Here is a 19,122-nt window from a genome sequence, read left to right on the forward strand (position 1 = left end):
GATCAACAACCTGTTTGACAGCTTCAATTTTAAACTCTTCAGGATAACGCTTACTGCTCATGTGCACCTCTCATTAAGCCATTTTAAATGACTCTGAGGTGTCTGTTAAACCCGTGGCGATTCAAAACGAGCGCATCACACTGGATAAATACATTCCATACTCCTCACATATCCATCCTCATGTGATAAGAAACCGTCACGGTGATCTGGTCGCTTCCTGGGAGCTGGGTGGGACGGTGTTTGAGTGTGAAGATGAGCATTCCCTGACGTTGATGGTCGCTCATCTTAATAACGTTATTCGTTCGTATGAAGGGCAGCCGGTCACCTTTTATATCCACCGTATCCGTGAGAAATACTTTGATGTTTTTGCGGCAAGCTCCGGTATCCCCTTTGCCGATGAGGTCACCACACGCTATTACCAGCCATTAAAGGATAAGCCGCTCTGGCGACACCGGCTTTTTTTCACTGTCTGCTATGCCCCCTTCTCCAGACTGGAGAAACAAGCCATAAAGTCACAACCTGCCGGAAAAAGGAAAGCCTCTCTGGATGAGGCGCTAAAAGTGATGCTGGAATATCGCGAAGCACTGAATACAGCCTTGTCTCGTTATATGGCGCTACCCTTGGGGATTAATGAGGAAAAGGAGCGTGTTTACTCCTCACAGCTGGCGTTTTACCACCGGCTGATAACCGGCAAATGGCAAAATGTACTGGTAACGCGCGCTCCTTTTTACGCCACGCTCGGCACAGCGGATCTCTTTTTTACGTCTGATACCGCCGAATGCCAGACTGTGGAAGGCTCCCGATTCTTTCGCAGTCTGGAGATTAAAGACCATTCGCCAGAAACGTATACCGGCCTGCTGGACGCGCTGCTGTATGCTGAAAGTGAATATGTGCTGACTCAGTCTTTTACCTGTATGGCGCGGGATGAAGCGCAAAACTATATCCGCCTGGCAGAAAAACGCCTGAGTTCAACCGATGACGATGCCATCTCCCAGCGTGAAGAACTGATTGTTTTACGCGACTTGCTCCAGTCCGGGCATATCTCATGCGGCAAATATCACTTCTCTCTGGTGGTCTCCTCAAACAGCGCCGATCGGGTGGTAAAAGAGACCAATGCGCTGGCGCAGCCATTCAGCGATCTTGGCATCATGACCTCTCTCTCCACGCTCTCCTTACCTGCCGCTTATCTGGCCCAGCTTCCCGGCGTCTATACGTTACGTCCCCGCTTAGTTGTAATCAGCAGCCAGAATTATGCTGATATGGCTGGCCTGCATAATTTCCCTCCGCATAAACGCGATGGTAACCCCTGGGGTGAAGCTATTGCCGTTATGAAATCATCCGGCGGCGGCGCTTATTACCTGAACCTGCATGACAGCCAGGCCGGGCGGGATGACTTTAACGAAAAGACGCCTGGCAATACGGCGATCATTGGTAAAACCGGCTCAGGGAAAACCTTGCTGATGACCATGATAAAGCAGCTCATGCAGAAGTACCGTAACCCGGCGACGTTCTCTGTTTCTGCCACAATTAAACGGCTGACCACCGTCTATTTTGATAAAGACCGCGCCGCCGAGATGTCGATTCGCCAGATGGGCGGGTGTTACTTCCGCATCCGCACCGGCATGTCGACCGGTTTTAATCCGTTTTCACTGGCTCCGACGCGGCGCAATATCAACTTTATCAAGCAGCTGATCCGCTTGTTGTGCCGCCGCAATGGTAAGCCGCTCGACCCGCGTGATGAAGAGCGGATCAGTACTGCCGTGGACATCATCATGCTCGATTACCCGGCGGAATATCGGCGTTATGGTATTACCCGGCTGCTGGAAGTCTTGCCGGAGCCGCCGACGAAAGAAGCCCGGACCAACGGTCTGCGCATCAGGCTGAAGCAATGGGCGAAAGGTGGCGAATTTGGCTGGGTTTTTGATAACGAAGAGGACACATTCAACATCAGTAACATCGATAACTTCGGTATTGATGGTACTGAATTTCTTGATGACGACGATATACGGGGACCGATCACTTTTTATCTGTTGTACCGCGTTACCAGCTTACTGGATGGTCGCCGCCTGGTGATGTTTATGGATGAATTCTGGAAATGGCTGGCAGATGTCGAATTTTCAAAATTCTCACTCAATATGCTCAAGGTGATCCGTAAACTCAACGGCATCTTCATTCCAGCCACTCAGTCGCCGGATGAAATCGTCAGGCACCCTATTGCCCCGGCGATTATTGAGCAGTGCAGCACACAAATTTTCCTTGCGAACCCGAAAGCCAGCCATGCTGATTACGTCGAGAAAATGAAGGTGCCTGAAAGTGTTTATGACGTTGTCAGGCAACTTGATCCCGGCGATCACTATATGGTGATTATCAAAACTCCGTTACATCCCGGTGAAGCGCGCCCGTTTGTCGCAATGGCAAAAATGGATTTATCCGGTCTCGGGAAAATAACCAGGCTGCTTAGCGGCAACGAAGATAATTTGAAAATCTTTGATGCTATTTATCAGGATGGCATGCAACCCCACGACTGGAAAGAAACATTCCTTCAACAGGCAATCTGAACTCATCCGGAGGTAATAAAGATGCAGACCAGAACAGTTATTCTGGCGCTATCGTTATTTGTGTCCACTCAGGTATTCAGTGCCGGGATCCCGGTTTTTGATGCGGTCGGAAATGCTGAGTCTATAAAGCAGTGGATAGAAGAACTTCAGCAATGGAAGGAGACGGTAACGCACTATAAGAATCAGCTTAATGCTTATAAACAACAATTAGCTTCTGCAACAGGCGTGCGGGATATTCAGAACTTTCTTCAGGATGCCAAAAGTCTGAAATATGATCTGGATAAGCTGCGTAAAAATGGAATATCGCTTGATGATTTACTGACAAATCAAAATGGCGCTTATTCATCGGAGCTTCAACATTTATATAATAAATATAAAAGTTTTGATGGCTGTAATCAGGCCAGCTCATCGCAGCGATATCTCACAAGCTGCAAGCAGATCATTCTTAACCAGGCTGTTTCGATTGAGAATACCAATGATGTACAGGCGCGCATTAATAGTACACTAACCGATATAGCGAGCTTGTCAGAGCGTATCGTCAATGCAAAAGACACCAAAGAATCACAGGATTTAGCCAATACCGTTGCTGCCAAAAGCGTGCAACTGAATGCGCTGACAATCCAATGGGAAATGTCAGTTAAGCAAGCCGAGCAACGTTCCGCCATGCTGGCTAAACAACGGCAACAGGCGTTCTTTGAGCAACAATTCACTGCGCCTGTTCCTGATTTTAATAATTGAGAGGGAAACTCATGAAAGCGTCAAAATGGATTATAGCGATTGTATCAGGTCTATTATTTCTTACCGCGTGCGATAACCCAAAATCCACGCAATGGTATAAAGAGCATCAGGATGAACTGAAACAACGCTATCAGGAATGTAAATCATCCGGCGAGGATTCTCAGGATTGCAAAAATGCGAAAAAGGCACGGTTTGAGCTAAATCAGGAAAACGCGCCTGTTCCCAATTTTAATTAAAGGGAGTCATCTATGTCAGGTGGTATGTTTATTGATATGAACGAAACTATCACTGACGGTTTACATGCCGTATTAAGAGGGCAAACCTCTGTATACGGCAATCTGATTAGCGTTATCGCCGTCAGCTCCTTTACTTTATTTGTGACTTACAGAGGATATCAAACTCTGGCCGGAAAGCTGCAAACGCCTTTGGAAGATGTTTTGTGGGATGTCGGCCGCATGGCATTAATCATGACTTTTGTTTTAAACCTTAATGGCTGGCTGGATCTGTCCGTGGCCGCCATCAATGGATTAAAGGATGGTGTGAGCGGCTCGGATAATGTCTGGACATTACTGGATACCGTCTGGGCGAAAGCCCAGATGATAGGGCAAAAGCTTTTCCAACAGGATGATTCCACTTATGTAAAAGTTAACGGTGGCTTTGCCGAGTTTCTTGTCTGGCTTGGTGCCATCATCACGCTGTTATGCGGCACTGCGGTAAACCTGTTAGCAGAAATTACCATTGTGTTGCTGACCACTACCGCGCCGCTATTTATTTTCTGCCTATTGTATGGCTTCCTGATCCCGATGTTTAACAACTGGCTGAAAACTATTTTTACGGTCATCCTGACAGTTATGTTCTCTGCTTTATCAATAAGGATCGTCATTAACTACCTGAACGGGATACTCGATAAAGGGGTTAATTTCGTTGATAGCGCCAATATCGTTACGCTTGGCGTACAGTGTTGCGTCGCGGGCATCATTTCAGGCGTCATCATCTGGTTCTCAGCAAAAATTGCCAGTGAATTGGGCGCGGCCTCTGTCCAGGTTGCTTTACAAGGCATCGCAATGAGTGGACTTAAAGGGTTCGCACAAAAGACGGTTCCCCCTCCCAAATCAGATAAAAGAAAAACAGCAAACGGCAGCGAAACTATACCGGCACGGCAAAAACGCTCAGCCGCCATTGAAAATATAAAGCGCTTCAACCGGCAGTATCACTCCTGATCCCACCCTTACTCATTCTCTACGTCGCGCCGTGGTAATCCCCCGGTACGGTTTCTCTTTCTTCAAAAAAGGCCTGTTATGAGATTCAGCATCGTACTTCTGCTGCTGTGCGTGCTTTCAGGTTGCGCACAACATCAGCCTGACCTTCCGCCGGTATCTGGCGACGCTCAGCCCGTCAATTCTCCCGCCATCATCAAGGAGCTGACCAAACATGTCTAAAACGGAAAAACTCATTGCCTCATCCAGAACGTTTGAAACCGCCCTGCTGGAAAAAGACGTGCGTGAGAAGAAGCTGGCCTGGCTAATCGCCGCGGTCGGCTTCCTGTTTACCGCACTGGGATTTACAACCCTCCTCATTCTACTGCCGTTAAAAACCACCGATATTGAGTTGTGGTCGATAGATAAAGATACCGGGCGGTATGAATATATGACCCGTATTAAAGAGCAGGACATTTCCACAGAGCAGGCGCTGGCTCACGCCCTGGCAGCGCGCTACGTGACTTTACGCGAGGGCTACAACTACTTTGCCCTTCAGCGAGATTATGAGGATGTTCAGCTCTATAGCAGCGACAGCGTCAGCAAAGATTATCTCGACTGGTTCAACAGCGATCAGGCCCCAGATAGAGTTTTTAATAATGCGGAATATGTCGTTTATATCGACATTATTTCCAACGTCCACGCGGCCGCCACATCACCAGACAGCCTGGCAACATTACGTATTAAACGCACCATCCGCCGCATTGCAGACAGTTCAGTTAAGACAGACTTCTGGAATATCCGCCTGACTTATCGATATCTGCCCCGCAAACAGCTGACCGAGAGCCAGCGTGAAGTTAACCCGCTTGGCTTTATCGTGACCAGCTACCAGCGCGATAAAGAGCTAAGGAGTGAATGATGTTAAGGAAAATAGCCTTCTTATGTTTTTTCCTCACATCACACGCAGCCTGGAGTGCAGCCATACCTCGTAGCAGCGCGTATGACAGCCGGATACAGACCGTCACTTACAGCAGCCAGAACACCACCATTATTAATACTCGCCCCGGTTATATCACTACCCTGCTGTTTGACGATGATGAGGAAGTTATCGAAGCACAGGCTGGTTTCCCGAAGGGCTGGACGGTGACGAAAAGTGGTAACCGGGTGGGCGTCAGCCCAAACCCCATTACCCAGCCGGTAACCGATGCGAACGGTAATAATACCGATACCGTATTTTTGCCAACCGCGAAGGACTGGAAAACCAATCTTCTGGTCGTCACCGCCAGGCGCGTGTATAGCATGGAACTCAATGTGCTGGATAGCGACTCGGCGTCACAGGCATTTATGATTCGGTATCGCTATCCGGATGATGAACGGCGAAAATCTGCGGCCGCAAATGCAGCACATCAACAATTGTTACGGGAAAATCAACAAAAGCAGCGCATAGCCGCCGCGTTTGAATACGCCAGCATGCCACGCAACTGGCGTTACACGAAGCGCGTCGCAGAGGGTTCAGAATCCATCGTGCCGGACTTCACTTATGACGATAGCCACTTTATCTACCTTGGTTTCTCCGCTGCCAAAAAATTGCCGTCGGTCTTCCGGATCGTTAACGGCAAGGAACAAACGGAGACGCCGCGAGTAACCAAACTTGGGAACTATACCTTAATGGCGGTGCGCGCCTCGTCATCCCGTCTGGTGCTGCGCTACGGCAACGCCGTAGTCGGTATTGAGAACATGGCATTTGGGCAAGCTATCCCCACCAGTGGCGACACCGTTTCATCTGACGTTACGCTGGAGGCAAAATGACAGCTGAATCCGGCACGGAAAGGAGTATGGCGGAACTGGAAGCCGAAGCGCGTGAACGCGCGCGTAAGACAATGCAGGTTGAGGAGCCAAAGCAGAATACCTCTCCGGGCCAGCCTGAAGTTACCCGCTTCAGGAAGACCTCCAGTCACCGCCCCCTTATTGTCTGCCTGCTAAGCCTGTTTGTCCTGGTTGCGCTGGCCTTTTGCGGCGATCGCATCTTTGTGTTGTTAAAGCGAGGCAGTGATGCCGAAGCAGAATCCGTACCACCGCCTTCTGGCGGTACGTTAAAGCAGGAGCGTAAGGATCTCGGTATGGACAGTAACCCATTCGGCCCGATCGGACCGGAAAAGCCGGAAGTTATCGCTGACAATCATCAAACGATCATTGCGCCCTCACCTACTTTAAACAAGGCAGTCGCGCTGGCAGATAATTCACACAGCACCTCTGCCCCAGAGCATGCTCCGGTTTCGCAAAATGAACAGCAAAACCGTGCTCCGCAGACAGAACCACAAACCAACCCTACCGAAGCGAATACTGGCGTAGCGAAGGTTACTGGTGTCAGGCGACTCGGTCTGGATGCGGATTTCTATCTTCCGGTTGATCGCTACATTCCCTGTTCGATGATGCAGCGGTTTGTTTCTGACGTAGGCGGACACATCTCCTGCCTTGTTAGCGAGGATGTCTACAGCGCCAGCGGACATGTGAAATTACTTCCGGCAGGTACGGTCGCCAGAGGTGTTTACCGCACAGGCGCACTGCAACATGGTCGGGGCCGCCTGTTTGTCATCTGGACAGAGTTACGCACACCGGAGCCCAATAGCCTGCAAATTCCCCTGACTGATACGCAGGCGACCGGCCCGTTGGGTGAGGCAGGTATTGCGGGCTGGATTGATACTCACTTCCGGGAGCGATTTGGCAACGCGCTGATATTGAGTACCGTACAGGACGTTGCTGCCGCAGCATCTGATTCAGCACCCGGTACAGATCGTAATACCGATTACACCGAGAATACCCGTGCGGCAACGGCGGAAATGGCAAAAGCGGCGCTGGAAAACAGTATTGATATACCGCCGACAATGTACCTGAATCAGGGTGATGTGATTGGCATTCTGACCGGTACAGATATCGATTTTTCCTCTGTCTGGCAACTGCGACTGAAAAAGAGGTGGTATGAACACTGAAAACCTGTCGCTGGATTTTATGAAACAGCAGCTATTCGGTGACTTTCTTCCGCTGGATGGACTGACGGAAATCGCTATCAACCGACCCGGAGAGATCCATATAAAAATTAATGGCCGATGGCAAATGCATGATTCCCCGGTTACGCTGCGTCAGTGCCATGCCTTTGCTAAAGCGCTGGCCTCATGGAATGATGACAACATCGATGATACCTATCCCATCCTTTCGGCAACCCTGGAGTCTGGCGAGCGCGTACAGGCGATAATTCCCCCGGCATGCGAGCGTAATACCGTTTCTGTCACCTTGCGGAACCCTTCATTCAGGCAGAAAACACATCAGTCATATATTGATTCGGGTTTTTATAACCGGGTGGCAGGCGAGGAACGGGCTGAAAGCAAAGATGAAGAACTGAGTCGATATTATCTTCTGGGAGATATTCCCGGCTTTATCGAAAAGGCTGTTGAGTATGGCAAAACGATATTCATTGTGGGTGAAACCGGCTCCGGCAAAACCACCTATATGAAAACGTTACTGCATTATATTCCGCCGCATCTCAGGTTAACGACTATTGAAGATAACCCCGAAATTCACTTTTACCGGCACACTAATTATGTGCACCTGTTTTATCCGGCGGATGCCGGGAGTGATGCTATTGTAACGCCGGGCAGGCTTATCCGGGCAAATTATCGCATGAATCCGGACCGGATCTTGCTGGCAGAAATACGCGGACGTGAAGCCTGGGATGCGCTGAAAATCATCGGTTCCGGCCATGAAGGGCTTATCACATCAATGCATGCGGGTAACCCTGAGGAGTGTATTGAAGGGATAATTGATCGCTGCTATGAGAACCCGGACTGTAAAAATATTCCTTTTGATGTGCTGCTACGAAAAGTCCTCAAAAGCGTAGATATTATCGTCAGCGTAGGTGTTCATGGTGATGTTCACCGCATGGGTGATATTTACTTTAAGCCGCTTCATCTGAAAAACATGAAGGAGTTATTTTAATAAGCAGTTAAACGTTATGCATTCCCAAAAATCGTAATGGTGACTGATATGAAGAAAATAGTGCCATCTCTATTTCTGCTCTCTTTTATTTTATTAAATTCACCTTCCTCAATGGCCGCCGATGCCTGTGAAGTCGTTTTATGCATGTATGGCAAAGTAACCGGCAGTAGTGGAGGGAAAGAGTGTCGTTCGGCCGAACGAGCCTTCTTTAATATTATTAAAAAGTACAAGCATGGTTTCCGACCGCAAAAAACGGCGGACGCCAGAAATGCTTTTTTGCTTGAATGTAAATCTGCCGATCCGATCATTATCAGCAAAATAATAAGCAAATTCGGTCGCCTGCGCAGCTGATGAGAAATAGCTTTAACCAGTTTGAGCGAGAAATTCGGCATGCAGGGTGCGCGGGGTTTCAGGCTTTTAAATTTCTGCGGTACGCATAAATTTAAAAGTGGCGTGAGGCGAGTAAATTCAATTTCAACGAAATTGCTAATTTGCGTCGCCGAACCCACCTGCAAACAGCCGCGCCCACGCGGATTTTGCAGGCCGGGGGAGCCGAATAAATTTTGCCGCCCCAGCGAGCAAAAAGACGCGCCCACGCGTCGGTTTATTTGGGGGGCGTAAGCCCCGCACACCGTCGCGCCTAAGTCTCCGGCCAAAAGCCGGTAGCGTGGCGTGACCACCCCCTTTAAAGGTCAGCTTCCCTTTTATTCACGCGAGGAGGAACGACCGCAGGAATAAAAAGGCGAAAGCGACCGTCTTAAAGGGGGTGGTCGCGCGTAGCGCGCGACGGTGTGCCGCCTTTGACCCTGGGGGATTTTGGCGAGGCGTTCAGCCACGACATTACCCCCTTGCGACATGTAATAAGGGCGTCCAGCCCGCATGAAATGGCGCATGCCGTTCCGTGCCGGGAAGTATACCTCCCGGCGCATGACCGCAACGCGGTCACTTTTGTTCGCCCCATGCTTTCGCCCCACGAGATCGCCCCATACCGTGGGGCGAACTGATGGGGCGATCTCATGGGGCGAATCGCTGAGAAAGGAGGCTTAATGCTATTACATAAGCTGACCGTTTCACTATCGCCGATAGTGAATGGCGCGCTCACCTTTTGGGCCTTTATGCAACACCATCAAATGTTGCTGGCGTTATTATCAGGCTTGACCCTACCTTTTTTCGCCTCAATGAAAAGCGACGAGCACCAAAAAGCACCCTGCTGGAAAAAGTCGCTAATCGCTTTTTCTATGCTTTGCTTTCTGTTTGGTACTATGGCACCGCTAATGATCTTATTGTTTCACTGGATCTATAAAGATCGGATTGTCACTCATATTACAGCTCTGCCCTGGGCTTTGCTGCTGGCTTTTACCCTTGTCGGTTTTGTTTTGCATATTATTTTGCGCCGGGTACTCACACCAGAACTGGATAAATTAAAAAAACGGCTCGTCAAAAAAACATCGTTAGAACGAGAATTGCGCACTGATGTCCGCACGGTAAAAGCTCTGCTGCCGGAAACCCTGCATTATGATCCGCTGGATCATATTGACCTGAAGAAAGGTATTTTTATCGGTATGGATCGGGAGCAACAGCCGATCTATCTCCCGTTAAATGAGTGGCAAAAACAACATGCCGATATTATCGGAACAACCGGTGCCGGTAAGGGCGTCGCCGCCGGAATATTGCTTTATCAAAGCATTCTGGCTGGTGAAGGCGTCATTGTCATGGATCCGAAAGATGATGAATGGGCACCGCATCTTTATCGAAAAGCCTGTGAAGACGCAGGTAAAACATTTGCCCTGATTGACCTGAGAAAACAGCAGTATCAGTTTAACCTGATAGAAGATATTACACCTGATGAACTGGAGGAGCTATTCGTCGCCGGATTTAGCCTTGCCGAGAAAGGTCAGGAATCCGACTTTTATCGTATCGATGACCGCAAAGCGGCACGCATCGCTGCGCAATATGCCAGATTCAGTCCTTCCGCCACTATCCGTGATATCTATAATGGCGATTACGTCCAGGATATAGCAAAAAACATCAAAGCATTTTTCGGCAAAATAGAAGAACTGGCCTTACTCGATAGCATTAACGCGCCGCAGGGATTATCGCTTAAACATATATTTAATGAAGGTGGCTGCTGCTATGTCATTGGCTCAATGCGAAACAGCAAGATAATTACGGCCCAGCGAATGTTGCTGGTGCGCCTTTACCAGCTGGCCGAACGGCGAGACCGGATAAATGATTTTCCTCGCCCTATCGCTATTTTCCTTGATGAACTGAAATATCACCTATCAAAACCTGCACTGGAGGGATTAAGCGCAGCGCGGGATAAAGGCGTGCATATTATTATGACGCATCAGTCCGTTGCGGATTTAGAAGACTGCCCGGCCGATTTAAAAGGCGATGCCGTTATTGGTGCAGTTGTTGAAAATGCCAAATTCAAACTGGTCTATCGCGTTATGGACCCCGATACAGCTGAATGGGTCGCAAGAATGTCCGGCACCATACTGGTCGATGATGAAACCCGCAAAGCGAAAACCGATTCCGTCCTGGCAGAGACTATCGACAATGAACGTATCATTCGGCAGGCGGAACGCCTCTTTATCGACAGCAATATGATCCTGAACCTGCCCGATTTCGTCAGCTTTATCTTCACCACAAAAACGCTTCCTACCGCTTCCCTGATTTCCCCCATCAAAGTCAGAAAACGTGAACTGGAAATTTACACGGTTGATCCAGACATTCTCGCATCTGCTGCTCCGGTAAAGACGCCGCTGGATTTTAATGATGAAGACGAGCTATTCCTCCCCGATTTTGAGGAGGAATAATGCTTATTACAACGTACAGAGAACGTAAAACTCGTAACAGTGAAAAGATAAAAACACTGCTGAAGTTCCTCAAAGAAGAAACGTATAGCGATTTTAAAACACTCATGCTGCTCTTTGGCTTCAGGGATCACAAATCGCTGTACACGCTGCTGACAAAAGTCGAAAGCATGGGGTTAATACAAAAGCATGTGCTGACATCACGGATGATGAAGATTTCTTTATGGGGGATAACGAATAACGGGTTGGCTGTCGTTGTATCCCCGGATGATAACGTTTTTCCCGCCCGTTTCGAACCGTCGAAAGTCAATAGCTGGACATTGCAACATCACCTTGATAATCAAGTGACCCGTATCATCCTGGAGCAAAAAGGCGCTTACGGGTGGATAAATGGCGATAGCACCACTTTTGCTAAGCGTTATCAAGTCAAACACCGCCCGGATGGCATCATCACGCTGCCTGACGGGAACATCATCGCTGTAGAAACTGAGCGCAATTTAAAAACGCGGACACGCTACCAGTCAATCATCGCCAGCCATTTGTTGGCCCGGGCTAGTAAACACTGGAGATACGTTTTTTATGTTGTGCCGGATGAGAAGAAAAAACTCGCGCTTGAGTTGTTGTTCGCCAGTGTGAAACACGTCATCGTGAATAATCACCATGTACCGCTGGAAGCGCACCACCGCAAGGTGTTTCGAATTTACACTCCTGATGAGCTGAGGCAACAGGAGTTGGAACGTTATTTATGAGGTGAATATCTATTATGTAAGTGACAATCCGCTTTGAGCGACTGCGGACATTATTAACAGCATTCTGTATGAATAACGGGGAGCAGATCACACTGTATATGTTTATAGTATCTCAAAGTTTAGTCGCTGCTTTGATTTAAAACTGGTTTTGTTGGGGGGGTTATTTAATGAATAAAGACGAAATTAAAAATATATCTAATATACCTGAGGTACTTTACAGTATTTCGTTCTATAAAGATTTACCTAACCTTCCTGTAAAAATTGACTTGGTGGGTATGGCTGGTGATTTTTTGAGTTATGATATAGCCGATTTATTCGGATTACAGCCGATTGAGAAAGATCACTTAGATACATATGGTGAGATAATTACTATCAATCCATCAAAGGAGTCCCTTGAGCTTTATAAAAAAAGAGATGATTCCTTTCAAATGGTATTTGTAGTAATTAATGCTTATAGCTTTAAAGAAATTGATGGCGTAATGCATTGCAAACCTTACAACATATCACTTTTCCCAGCAAGCAAAAGAGGTGAGTTGACTTCACTGAAGTCGGATTCGATTGAGAAATTGGATCTTGAGATGGATGCTAAAGTGCCGAAGTTTTACTATGGATTTAACCCATTCAAGGGAGCGTTTGGATTATATTTTTATAATCACGTCGACTACTCTGGAATTGAATCAGATATGATTGGCTTCGTAAATAGCATGTATCTACTGTCAGATAAATATGATTACCATAATGTTATACCTCCAATCATCAAATCCATAGAAAATAATGCACAAATAAAATCTGATTACAAAAAATACAGAAAGGACAGATACTTCAAGAAATTTAAAAAAATAAAAACAAGGAAAATATGGGGTTGTGATTCACCTATCGAACTTTTTTTACTTCAGGCAATGGATACCCTAGGATTAACACCTGAAATTCAGACGATAATTACTAAAGATGGGCTCACGATCCCTAGCTTGCATAAATTATGGGAAAACTCTCGCTCACGTAAACGTTTGAATGCCATAACAGATGCAGATTTCTATTTTCCTGAAAAAAAGTTGGCAGTTTTTTGTGATTCTAAAGAACATCATTCGTCCAAGGAATCTACTGATAAAGACAGTAATATTGATAAGTCCTTAGCAGAAATTGGTATTTTTAGCATAAGGATCTTTGGTAAGGATATTATGGCAGATCCCATAGCATGTGCGACGAGAGTTAGGGACCGTTTGAACGAGTTGTAAGTTAAAAATAATTTCTTGGGTTTGATTTGAATAATGCCGATGGGCCTGAATGCTCAGGCCTTCATTCAGGGATACGACTGTCACCGCTCATGATGAATGTGAGATATTTTAACGGCAGCTATGAGCGAACAGCGGAAGTTCGCATATGGTTTTAGTCTGATAAAGGCATTATTTAAAGGGTGGTGTGGTAGATACTTACCACCCGTAATAGCGTATCGTTTTCTTTTACAAGCCGAATAGCAGTGCCCTCAATCGCAGGAGTGATTATGAATGCTAGCGAGATTTTCGTTTCAGTCGATATTGAAACATCCGGCCCGGTCCCGGGATTATTTAGTCTGCTTTCCATTGGGGCCTGTCTGGTGCATGCCCCCGACGTGCGTTTTTATGCCGAGTTGAAGCCTGACTGCACTGGCTTTGATCCTGAGGCGCTGGCAGTGACGGGATTTAACCTTCAGGCACTGGCTACCACCGGCATAGCCCCCGCGGACGCCATGCTTCAGTTATCCACCTGGCTCACATCCCACCTTCAACCGAGCCAGAAGCCGGTCTTTACGGGACTGAATGCTCCCTTTGACTGGTCATTCATCAATTACTACTTCCATAAATATACGGGGAACAACCCATTTGGCTTCAGTGCATTAGATATTAAAGCTTACTTTATGGGGGCAACAGGCTGTACGTGGTCTGAGACCAAATCATCAATGATGACACAGCGTTTATCTGCCAAAGGAAGACCCAGCCATAATGCTCTGGATGATGCATTATTTCAGGCAGAGCTTTTTGCGTTGATGCAAAATAAAGGGTCTTGATGAATTGGGTCCGTTAAAGCCGCGACAAGGATGCTGTATACACTGCCTCCTGATACCTGCCCTCCCGAAATATCCAGGCTTTAATGCCTGTGGTCGATGGTGACGTGCCGACAATCACCGCCACGGGATGGGGAAGATCACGTGCATTTTGCCTCGCGAATCGCGCAAAACTGGCAATGTCAGTCCCTGAGATGTGAGGAACTGCCTGCGGATGCGTATGCCAGTATCCAACCAAGCGCAATCCCTTCCTGTTTGCGTTCTCGATTTCAGTGCGGCAGCGATCGTTGTTCAGTTCGAGCCACGTTCTGCCAGCGCGGTCCGCAGGATGTGGCGCTGAAGCATGACACAGTACAATGCCGCCGGGATCGGCGGGATCGACAAACAGCTGCCCGCCTCGCTCATTTCCTCCCTGTGACTGCCGGTAGTGACCGAACATCTCAGAGACCTGCCGCCCAACCTGCAGCTCCGCATTCATATCCGGCCAGGCCCAGCGCCATGCTATTTCATTCATGCGTTTTGCCCGGGTTTCGGCCAGTTACGTTCAAAAACACTCTGGACAACTCCTTCAGGAAGTACAGGTCCCGTATAGCGTCCCCCCAACACTCCGGCCTCATCAGGGCGATACACACTGGAATGCCATTGGGTGACATCCCCTACAGTCGTCAGGTAACGTATTGCGGCCTGAGTGACCATTGTTGCAACACCATTCATTCCCGCCGAGCCTCCAGGTATAAAACTTTCACCACAGGCAGGAAGAGGCACAACGCCCCCATCCGGCCAGTCGGTAAACCGGTGCCTGAAGTCACCTCTATCGCTAAAAAGATATCTTGCATCAAAGCGGCCTTCAGGTGCGATCAGTGCATGTCCGACAAGTGTATGCGGCTCACTCCAGGCCTGTATCAGCCCCCATTTCGCTCCGGAGGCTTTCTTTTCCCAGAGGGCAGACTCTGATTCCCAGTCAGCTGTCGTGATAATAACCAGATCAACATCCTCGAAAATATCGGTTTTTTGACCCATAACCCATTCGATGTATGTATCCAGCGCGGTGACATCAAGCACAGGCAGATCCTGAAGCAGACGATGGCGCATGGCCTGAGACTTAAATTTGCCTAAATCCTCAGCACCCAGCATATGCCGCCCCAGATTGGGTGACTCTAGTCTGTCAGGATCGATAAGGGTCAGCCTGCCCAGACCGGCCCTGGCGAGTTGAATACTCACAGCAGATCCCAGCGAACCTACACCGACAAAGACAACATGCGAGTTCTCAAGTGTTTTTGCTGTGTTACTTCGATCCCGTGAAAAAAATGCCCCACGATCAATAACGTTCACACGCGATGACAGAATACTGGTCGGAGGTCCTTCTTTCTTTAACCCGGACTGACGGCGTGAGGATCTCAGGCCGTAAAAATGTGTACGGTCTGTTTCCTTCTTTCTGGTGCACAGGTTAACAGTAAATCTTGCCGCCCCGTCCCCACCCGGTAATGCCATGACAACCCATCGGGAAAGCAAAGCACTACTCTTTTCTGACCATTCAGACATCGCGGCCAGGGATTCTTCAGAAATATGGGGAGCAAGCCATTCGAGAAACGCGTGAGGTTCAGGCACTTTAATGCCAGGGAAAGACGTCAGTTTTACAAAGAAACCTGCTTCATGGGGGCTTCTTATCACAACCGAACGGCCAGTGGCACGTCTGAAATGCTGGCGGATAGCGTTCTTGTCAGACGAAACCCATACCGGGTTGAGACCAGTATGTCCGGTATACCTCGGATCGCTTACAACATACAAAACTGAACCCGATTCAGGCTCCCCCAGAAGAATCAGGTTACGTGCCGATCGTTTAAGCTGCCAGAGCCAGTAAGTGGAAATTTCATTCTGAAACTCCGTCTCCCGCCGTGCAGGATCTGCGTTTTCCAGAGAAAAAGACACAATGCTCGCAAAACGGGACAAGCTGTCCTGAACAATTTTCTCAGGCGAGCCCGTAACGGGCTTTTCCCTGAATCCATGGAGACACAACCCGGACGCCATGGCATGGGGCCAGACTAACCACGGTGAAGGTTCAACTTGAAGGCTAGGGGATTCAGACGGGAAACCGTTGGGAAAACCAATCCGTAGTCTTCGCTCAAGGCCGGTGTAATCAACGGGTAAAGGAAAATAAAAGGCGGCCGCCTCACCGACCCGCAATTCAGCGGGCCTGAGAAGAGCCGAAGCATTGTCCGCGCCCAGACAGTCTTTAAGGGCGGAAATGCCGCGTTGTATCATCTCATCCTTCATATCAGCCGAGTCGCCCGACAGGTGCAACATTTGCCTGAGACTGGTTACTGCTGACTGAACTCCCGAACAGAGACCCCATTGCGACAGAGTTTCGTGTCACACCGTCTTGCCGCCCGGGCATTGTCCAGTTTGCCGGAATGCTCTCGTTAACTTCGCGAACGAATGTCGGATCAATACCGAACTGCTCCTGGACCGCCTTCGCAAAGGTTTCTGTCGACGCGTGGCTGTCGAGCCCCAGCGTCAGCGCCGAACGGGCACTCGTATGCCATTTATTAAAGGCATCAACGTATTTATAACCTTCATCCGGACGATTCCATTTTTCCGCAAAATTCTCGCCGTTATCTTCAGGATTGCAGACGTAATACTCATTACTGTAACGATGAATATGGTCAGGCATCCTGTTCACGATTGCCAGGATAGCCTGAAGCGGGGTGAAGGCGGTATATTCTGACTGCGCGACCACATCCAGATAAGCGTGAGTCGCAAGCGTGGTGATAACTGCCGAAATAGGCCGGTATCTTTCATTTTTCGTCCTGATCGCCCATTCATCCCTGTGCCTTTTCATCAGTTTAATGCTCGCACGTAACGGATCATCTTTTTGATATTCTTTATATTCAGGCAGCGGGGCCTGGGTCGCAGAGTCCATTACTGCATGACTTTTATTAAACTCAACAACATGTTCAAGCATAATGTCCTGCTTTGACGCATCATGCAGCCAGTCTGCATAAGGAATGGGACTGCTTGCCTTCCAGCCGTGCTCCCTGTCGGGTACTTCGAGCATGCCCAGTCCGTCGCTTTGCTCATTATGATGGCAGGGACGTGCAGGTGTGACATCAATGTGGAAACCCGGATTTTCATCGGCGTAAACAATCCTGACACCGCGACGAAGTTGTTGAATATCCTCCTGAACCCTACTGCCCTCCTGGAAACGACGTTCAATGACCTCTAATACAGTCCGGGCATCGATCCCTCTGGCATGGGGCAACCAGATAATCGCATCGGCATCAATTGTCCCGAGATCTGCTGGCGCCCCAGGCACCGGGTTAATCGTTGTCTGAAGACGCATAGAACCCTGGGGAAAAATATGGGCATCCGCCAGCAGGGGATCATCGGCAGCAGAAAGAATTTTTTCCAGCTGAGAGTAGCGAGCATCAATAACGCTGTACTGAGCTGCTGATAACGAAATTTTTCGGGCTGCACGGAGAAGAAAATACTCCCAGCTGCGGTGTTTAGTCTGTTCGTTACTCATGGACGTTGCTCCTCTGTACATCCGATGCTAAGCATGGGGCGAAACTGGTTTGCGTTATTTTTGTCACGGTCAAAGATGATGTAGGGATGCTGATGCTGAGTCGTCAGCAAAGCCCCAAATTCAATGGCCAGCGCAGCAGGCACCGCGGCAAAAACATGAATGGCCTGGGTCGTGGTGGCTTCTAACTGACTGAGCAGCTTCTGCAGCTCATCTCTGAACGCATGGATGACCCTGCGGTTTGTCACCATGGCGTAGCTGGGTTCAGGTACAGTGAATTCTACAATTCGGGCACCCGGCAGTGCGGCGGTAACATCGCCTCGCGGTACCGCTGCGGAAAGAGACAGCACCAGAGCAACTGGCTCCTCACCTTGCGGAAGTTCAGAAGAGATAAACGCCGGCGGCAGGGCATCTGTATCCGGCCAGCGCAATATATGTTCCCTGTTAAATGAATACTGAAAGCGTTTATAGCGGTCGCCAATGGTCTGGCCGAGGAAAAACAACGCCGGAATATCCGCAAGCCCAACCATGGCCAGAGCCGGCTTATCGCCAAATTGCCCCCCGCGGCGGGCAAGCCCGGCCTCGAGTTTTTCAGTGATTAAATCCTTAATCGCCTGCCAGTAACCCGCATCCCTTCCCCGTGAACTGGGCTCAGGGAACACAACCGTAACCGGATGGCACTGTGCCGTCAGCCCTTCTGCAGACATGGCGGTAAGAAGGGCCTGCGCCGGAATTGCAACCAGAGTCTGATGATGCTGGCTTTGAACGATAACCGGTATGACGCGTTCCTCCCCGGGCGTGGAAGCCGCTAGGCGAATTCTGGTCAGGCAGGCAGAGTGAAGTCCGCTAAGATCGTCTTCGGGATAATTATCGCCGTCACGATCAACCCGGTCATGGCAGCCCGGACACAGTAGCATAAGATTCTCGCTGTCATTCGTCAGTGCCAGGGCCTCTTCTTCGCTGTGTGTGGCGTTTCCCCTAGGGCCTTTCGGGCTGGCAGGAAGAATATGGGCCACTTCTCCCCATTTCATCGGCGTACCGATACGAAAATCATGTGTCAGATCGGTTCCGCAGAGTTCACAATGACCCGCTGCACGGATCCAGACCAGATTTTTCACTTCATGGCTAGTGTTAAAACGCCCACTCGAATCATCCGCCTTTTTTTTCGCATTCACGTAAGGGTACTCCTGAAAAGGAAAAACCATTAGCACGGGAAATACTGAAATAGGTACTGTTCATCTTTTTTCAATACGCAACCGCGAAAAATATAACTCGCGAAACGAAATACGGAGCGGACCGCCTATAGCGCTGCCAGGTCTGCATTGAGCGATATGAGGACATTACTGACAGCATTCTGTGTGAAACAACGGGGAGCAGATCAACGTGACCTGCTCCCCATTGATTAACACACGACGATGTTAGTAATGTCTTCATCAGCAACATGAGGACAACCCCATGAAGAAGCGTTTTTCCGACGAACAGATCATCAATATTCTTCGCGAAGCCGAGGC

17 protein-coding genes are annotated in these 19,122 nt (G+C 48.9%); 13 read left to right on the forward strand and 4 right to left on the reverse strand.

Annotation, left to right across the window (positions count from 1 at the left end; translation table 11 throughout):
• Window positions 1-98: 98 nt before the first annotated feature.
• From ACTU3N_RS14900 to ACTU3N_RS14960, 13 genes are all read left to right on the forward strand, one after another.
• Window positions 99-2,558 carry a TraG/VirB4 family ATPase gene (locus ACTU3N_RS14900; RefSeq protein WP_443086919.1) on the forward strand — a complete coding sequence of 820 codons (2,460 nt, stop codon included), beginning with the start codon at window positions 99-101 and terminating at the stop codon, window positions 2,556-2,558.
• A 21-nt stretch (window positions 2,559-2,579) separates the two neighbouring features.
• The gene (locus ACTU3N_RS14905) at window positions 2,580-3,296 is read left to right on the forward strand and encodes a type IV secretion system protein (protein ID WP_443086920.1); all 717 of its coding nucleotides are present in this window, start codon (window positions 2,580-2,582) and stop codon (window positions 3,294-3,296) included.
• A gap of 11 nt (window positions 3,297-3,307) precedes the next feature.
• Window positions 3,308-3,532, forward strand: a complete 225-nt coding sequence (locus ACTU3N_RS14910) for an EexN family lipoprotein (RefSeq protein ID WP_443086921.1) — start codon at window positions 3,308-3,310, stop codon at window positions 3,530-3,532.
• A gap of 12 nt (window positions 3,533-3,544) precedes the next feature.
• Window positions 3,545-4,516, forward strand: coding sequence for a type IV secretion system protein (locus ACTU3N_RS14915; RefSeq protein ID WP_443086922.1), 972 nt, complete (start codon window positions 3,545-3,547; stop codon window positions 4,514-4,516).
• A gap of 211 nt (window positions 4,517-4,727) precedes the next feature.
• A complete protein-coding gene (locus ACTU3N_RS14920) occupies window positions 4,728-5,411 on the forward strand; it encodes a virB8 family protein (protein WP_443086923.1) in 684 nt (227 codons plus the stop codon).
• Window positions 5,408-6,301 carry a P-type conjugative transfer protein VirB9 gene (gene virB9, locus ACTU3N_RS14925; RefSeq protein WP_443086924.1) on the forward strand — a complete coding sequence of 298 codons (894 nt, stop codon included), beginning with the start codon at window positions 5,408-5,410 and terminating at the stop codon, window positions 6,299-6,301. Before ACTU3N_RS14920 ends, virB9 begins: the two co-directional genes overlap by 4 nt.
• On the forward strand, window positions 6,298-7,482 hold the full coding sequence (gene virB10, locus ACTU3N_RS14930; RefSeq protein ID WP_443086925.1) for a VirB10/TraB/TrbI family type IV secretion system protein: 1,185 nt from the start codon (window positions 6,298-6,300) through the stop codon (window positions 7,480-7,482). The genes virB9 and virB10 overlap by 4 nt, the downstream gene beginning before the upstream one ends.
• The gene (gene virB11 / locus ACTU3N_RS14935; RefSeq protein ID WP_443086926.1) at window positions 7,472-8,485 is read left to right on the forward strand and encodes a P-type DNA transfer ATPase VirB11; all 1,014 of its coding nucleotides are present in this window, start codon (window positions 7,472-7,474) and stop codon (window positions 8,483-8,485) included. The genes virB10 and virB11 overlap by 11 nt, the downstream gene beginning before the upstream one ends.
• 144 nt (window positions 8,486-8,629) lie before the next feature.
• Window positions 8,630-8,836, forward strand: coding sequence for a hypothetical protein (locus ACTU3N_RS14940; protein ID WP_443086934.1), 207 nt, complete (start codon window positions 8,630-8,632; stop codon window positions 8,834-8,836).
• 665 nt (window positions 8,837-9,501) lie between these two features.
• Complete coding sequence (locus ACTU3N_RS14945) at window positions 9,502-11,304, forward strand: type IV secretory system conjugative DNA transfer family protein (RefSeq protein ID WP_443086927.1); 1,803 nt, start codon at window positions 9,502-9,504, stop codon at window positions 11,302-11,304.
• Window positions 11,304-12,050, forward strand: a complete 747-nt coding sequence (gene mobC / locus ACTU3N_RS14950; protein ID WP_443086928.1) for a MobC family replication-relaxation protein — start codon at window positions 11,304-11,306, stop codon at window positions 12,048-12,050. The genes ACTU3N_RS14945 and mobC overlap by 1 nt, the downstream gene beginning before the upstream one ends.
• Before the next feature lie 167 nt (window positions 12,051-12,217).
• The gene (locus ACTU3N_RS14955; protein WP_443086929.1) at window positions 12,218-13,285 is read left to right on the forward strand and encodes a hypothetical protein; all 1,068 of its coding nucleotides are present in this window, start codon (window positions 12,218-12,220) and stop codon (window positions 13,283-13,285) included.
• A 266-nt stretch (window positions 13,286-13,551) separates the two neighbouring features.
• Window positions 13,552-14,094 (forward strand): 3'-5' exonuclease, encoded by a 543-nt coding sequence (locus ACTU3N_RS14960; RefSeq protein ID WP_000994210.1) that lies wholly within the window; start codon window positions 13,552-13,554, stop codon window positions 14,092-14,094.
• Between the two features lie 13 nt (window positions 14,095-14,107).
• Here ACTU3N_RS14960 and ACTU3N_RS14965 read toward each other — a convergent pair whose 3' ends face one another.
• Genes ACTU3N_RS14965 through ACTU3N_RS14980 form a run of 4 tightly spaced genes read right to left on the reverse strand, consistent with a single transcriptional unit; the run spans window position 14,108 to window position 18,786 of the window.
• The gene (locus tag ACTU3N_RS14965) at window positions 14,108-14,605 is read right to left on the reverse strand and encodes a Mov34/MPN/PAD-1 family protein (RefSeq protein WP_443086930.1); all 498 of its coding nucleotides are present in this window, start codon (window positions 14,603-14,605) and stop codon (window positions 14,108-14,110) included.
• Window positions 14,602-16,365 carry a HesA/MoeB/ThiF family protein gene (locus tag ACTU3N_RS14970; protein ID WP_443086931.1) on the reverse strand — a complete coding sequence of 588 codons (1,764 nt, stop codon included), beginning with the start codon at window positions 16,363-16,365 and terminating at the stop codon, window positions 14,602-14,604. Before ACTU3N_RS14970 ends, ACTU3N_RS14965 begins: the two co-directional genes overlap by 4 nt.
• A 1-nt stretch (window position 16,366) precedes the next feature.
• Window positions 16,367-17,614 (reverse strand): nucleotidyltransferase domain-containing protein, encoded by a 1,248-nt coding sequence (locus ACTU3N_RS14975; protein WP_443086932.1) that lies wholly within the window; start codon window positions 17,612-17,614, stop codon window positions 16,367-16,369.
• Window positions 17,611-18,786, reverse strand: coding sequence for an HNH endonuclease (locus tag ACTU3N_RS14980; protein WP_443086933.1), 1,176 nt, complete (start codon window positions 18,784-18,786; stop codon window positions 17,611-17,613). Before ACTU3N_RS14980 ends, ACTU3N_RS14975 begins: the two co-directional genes overlap by 4 nt.
• Between the last annotated feature and the right edge of the window lie 336 nt (window positions 18,787-19,122).

The sequence above is a fragment of the Vagococcus sp. WN89Y genome (assembly GCF_052220145.1).
In the GTDB taxonomy this organism is placed as follows: Bacteria; Pseudomonadota; Gammaproteobacteria; order Enterobacterales; family Enterobacteriaceae; genus Kosakonia.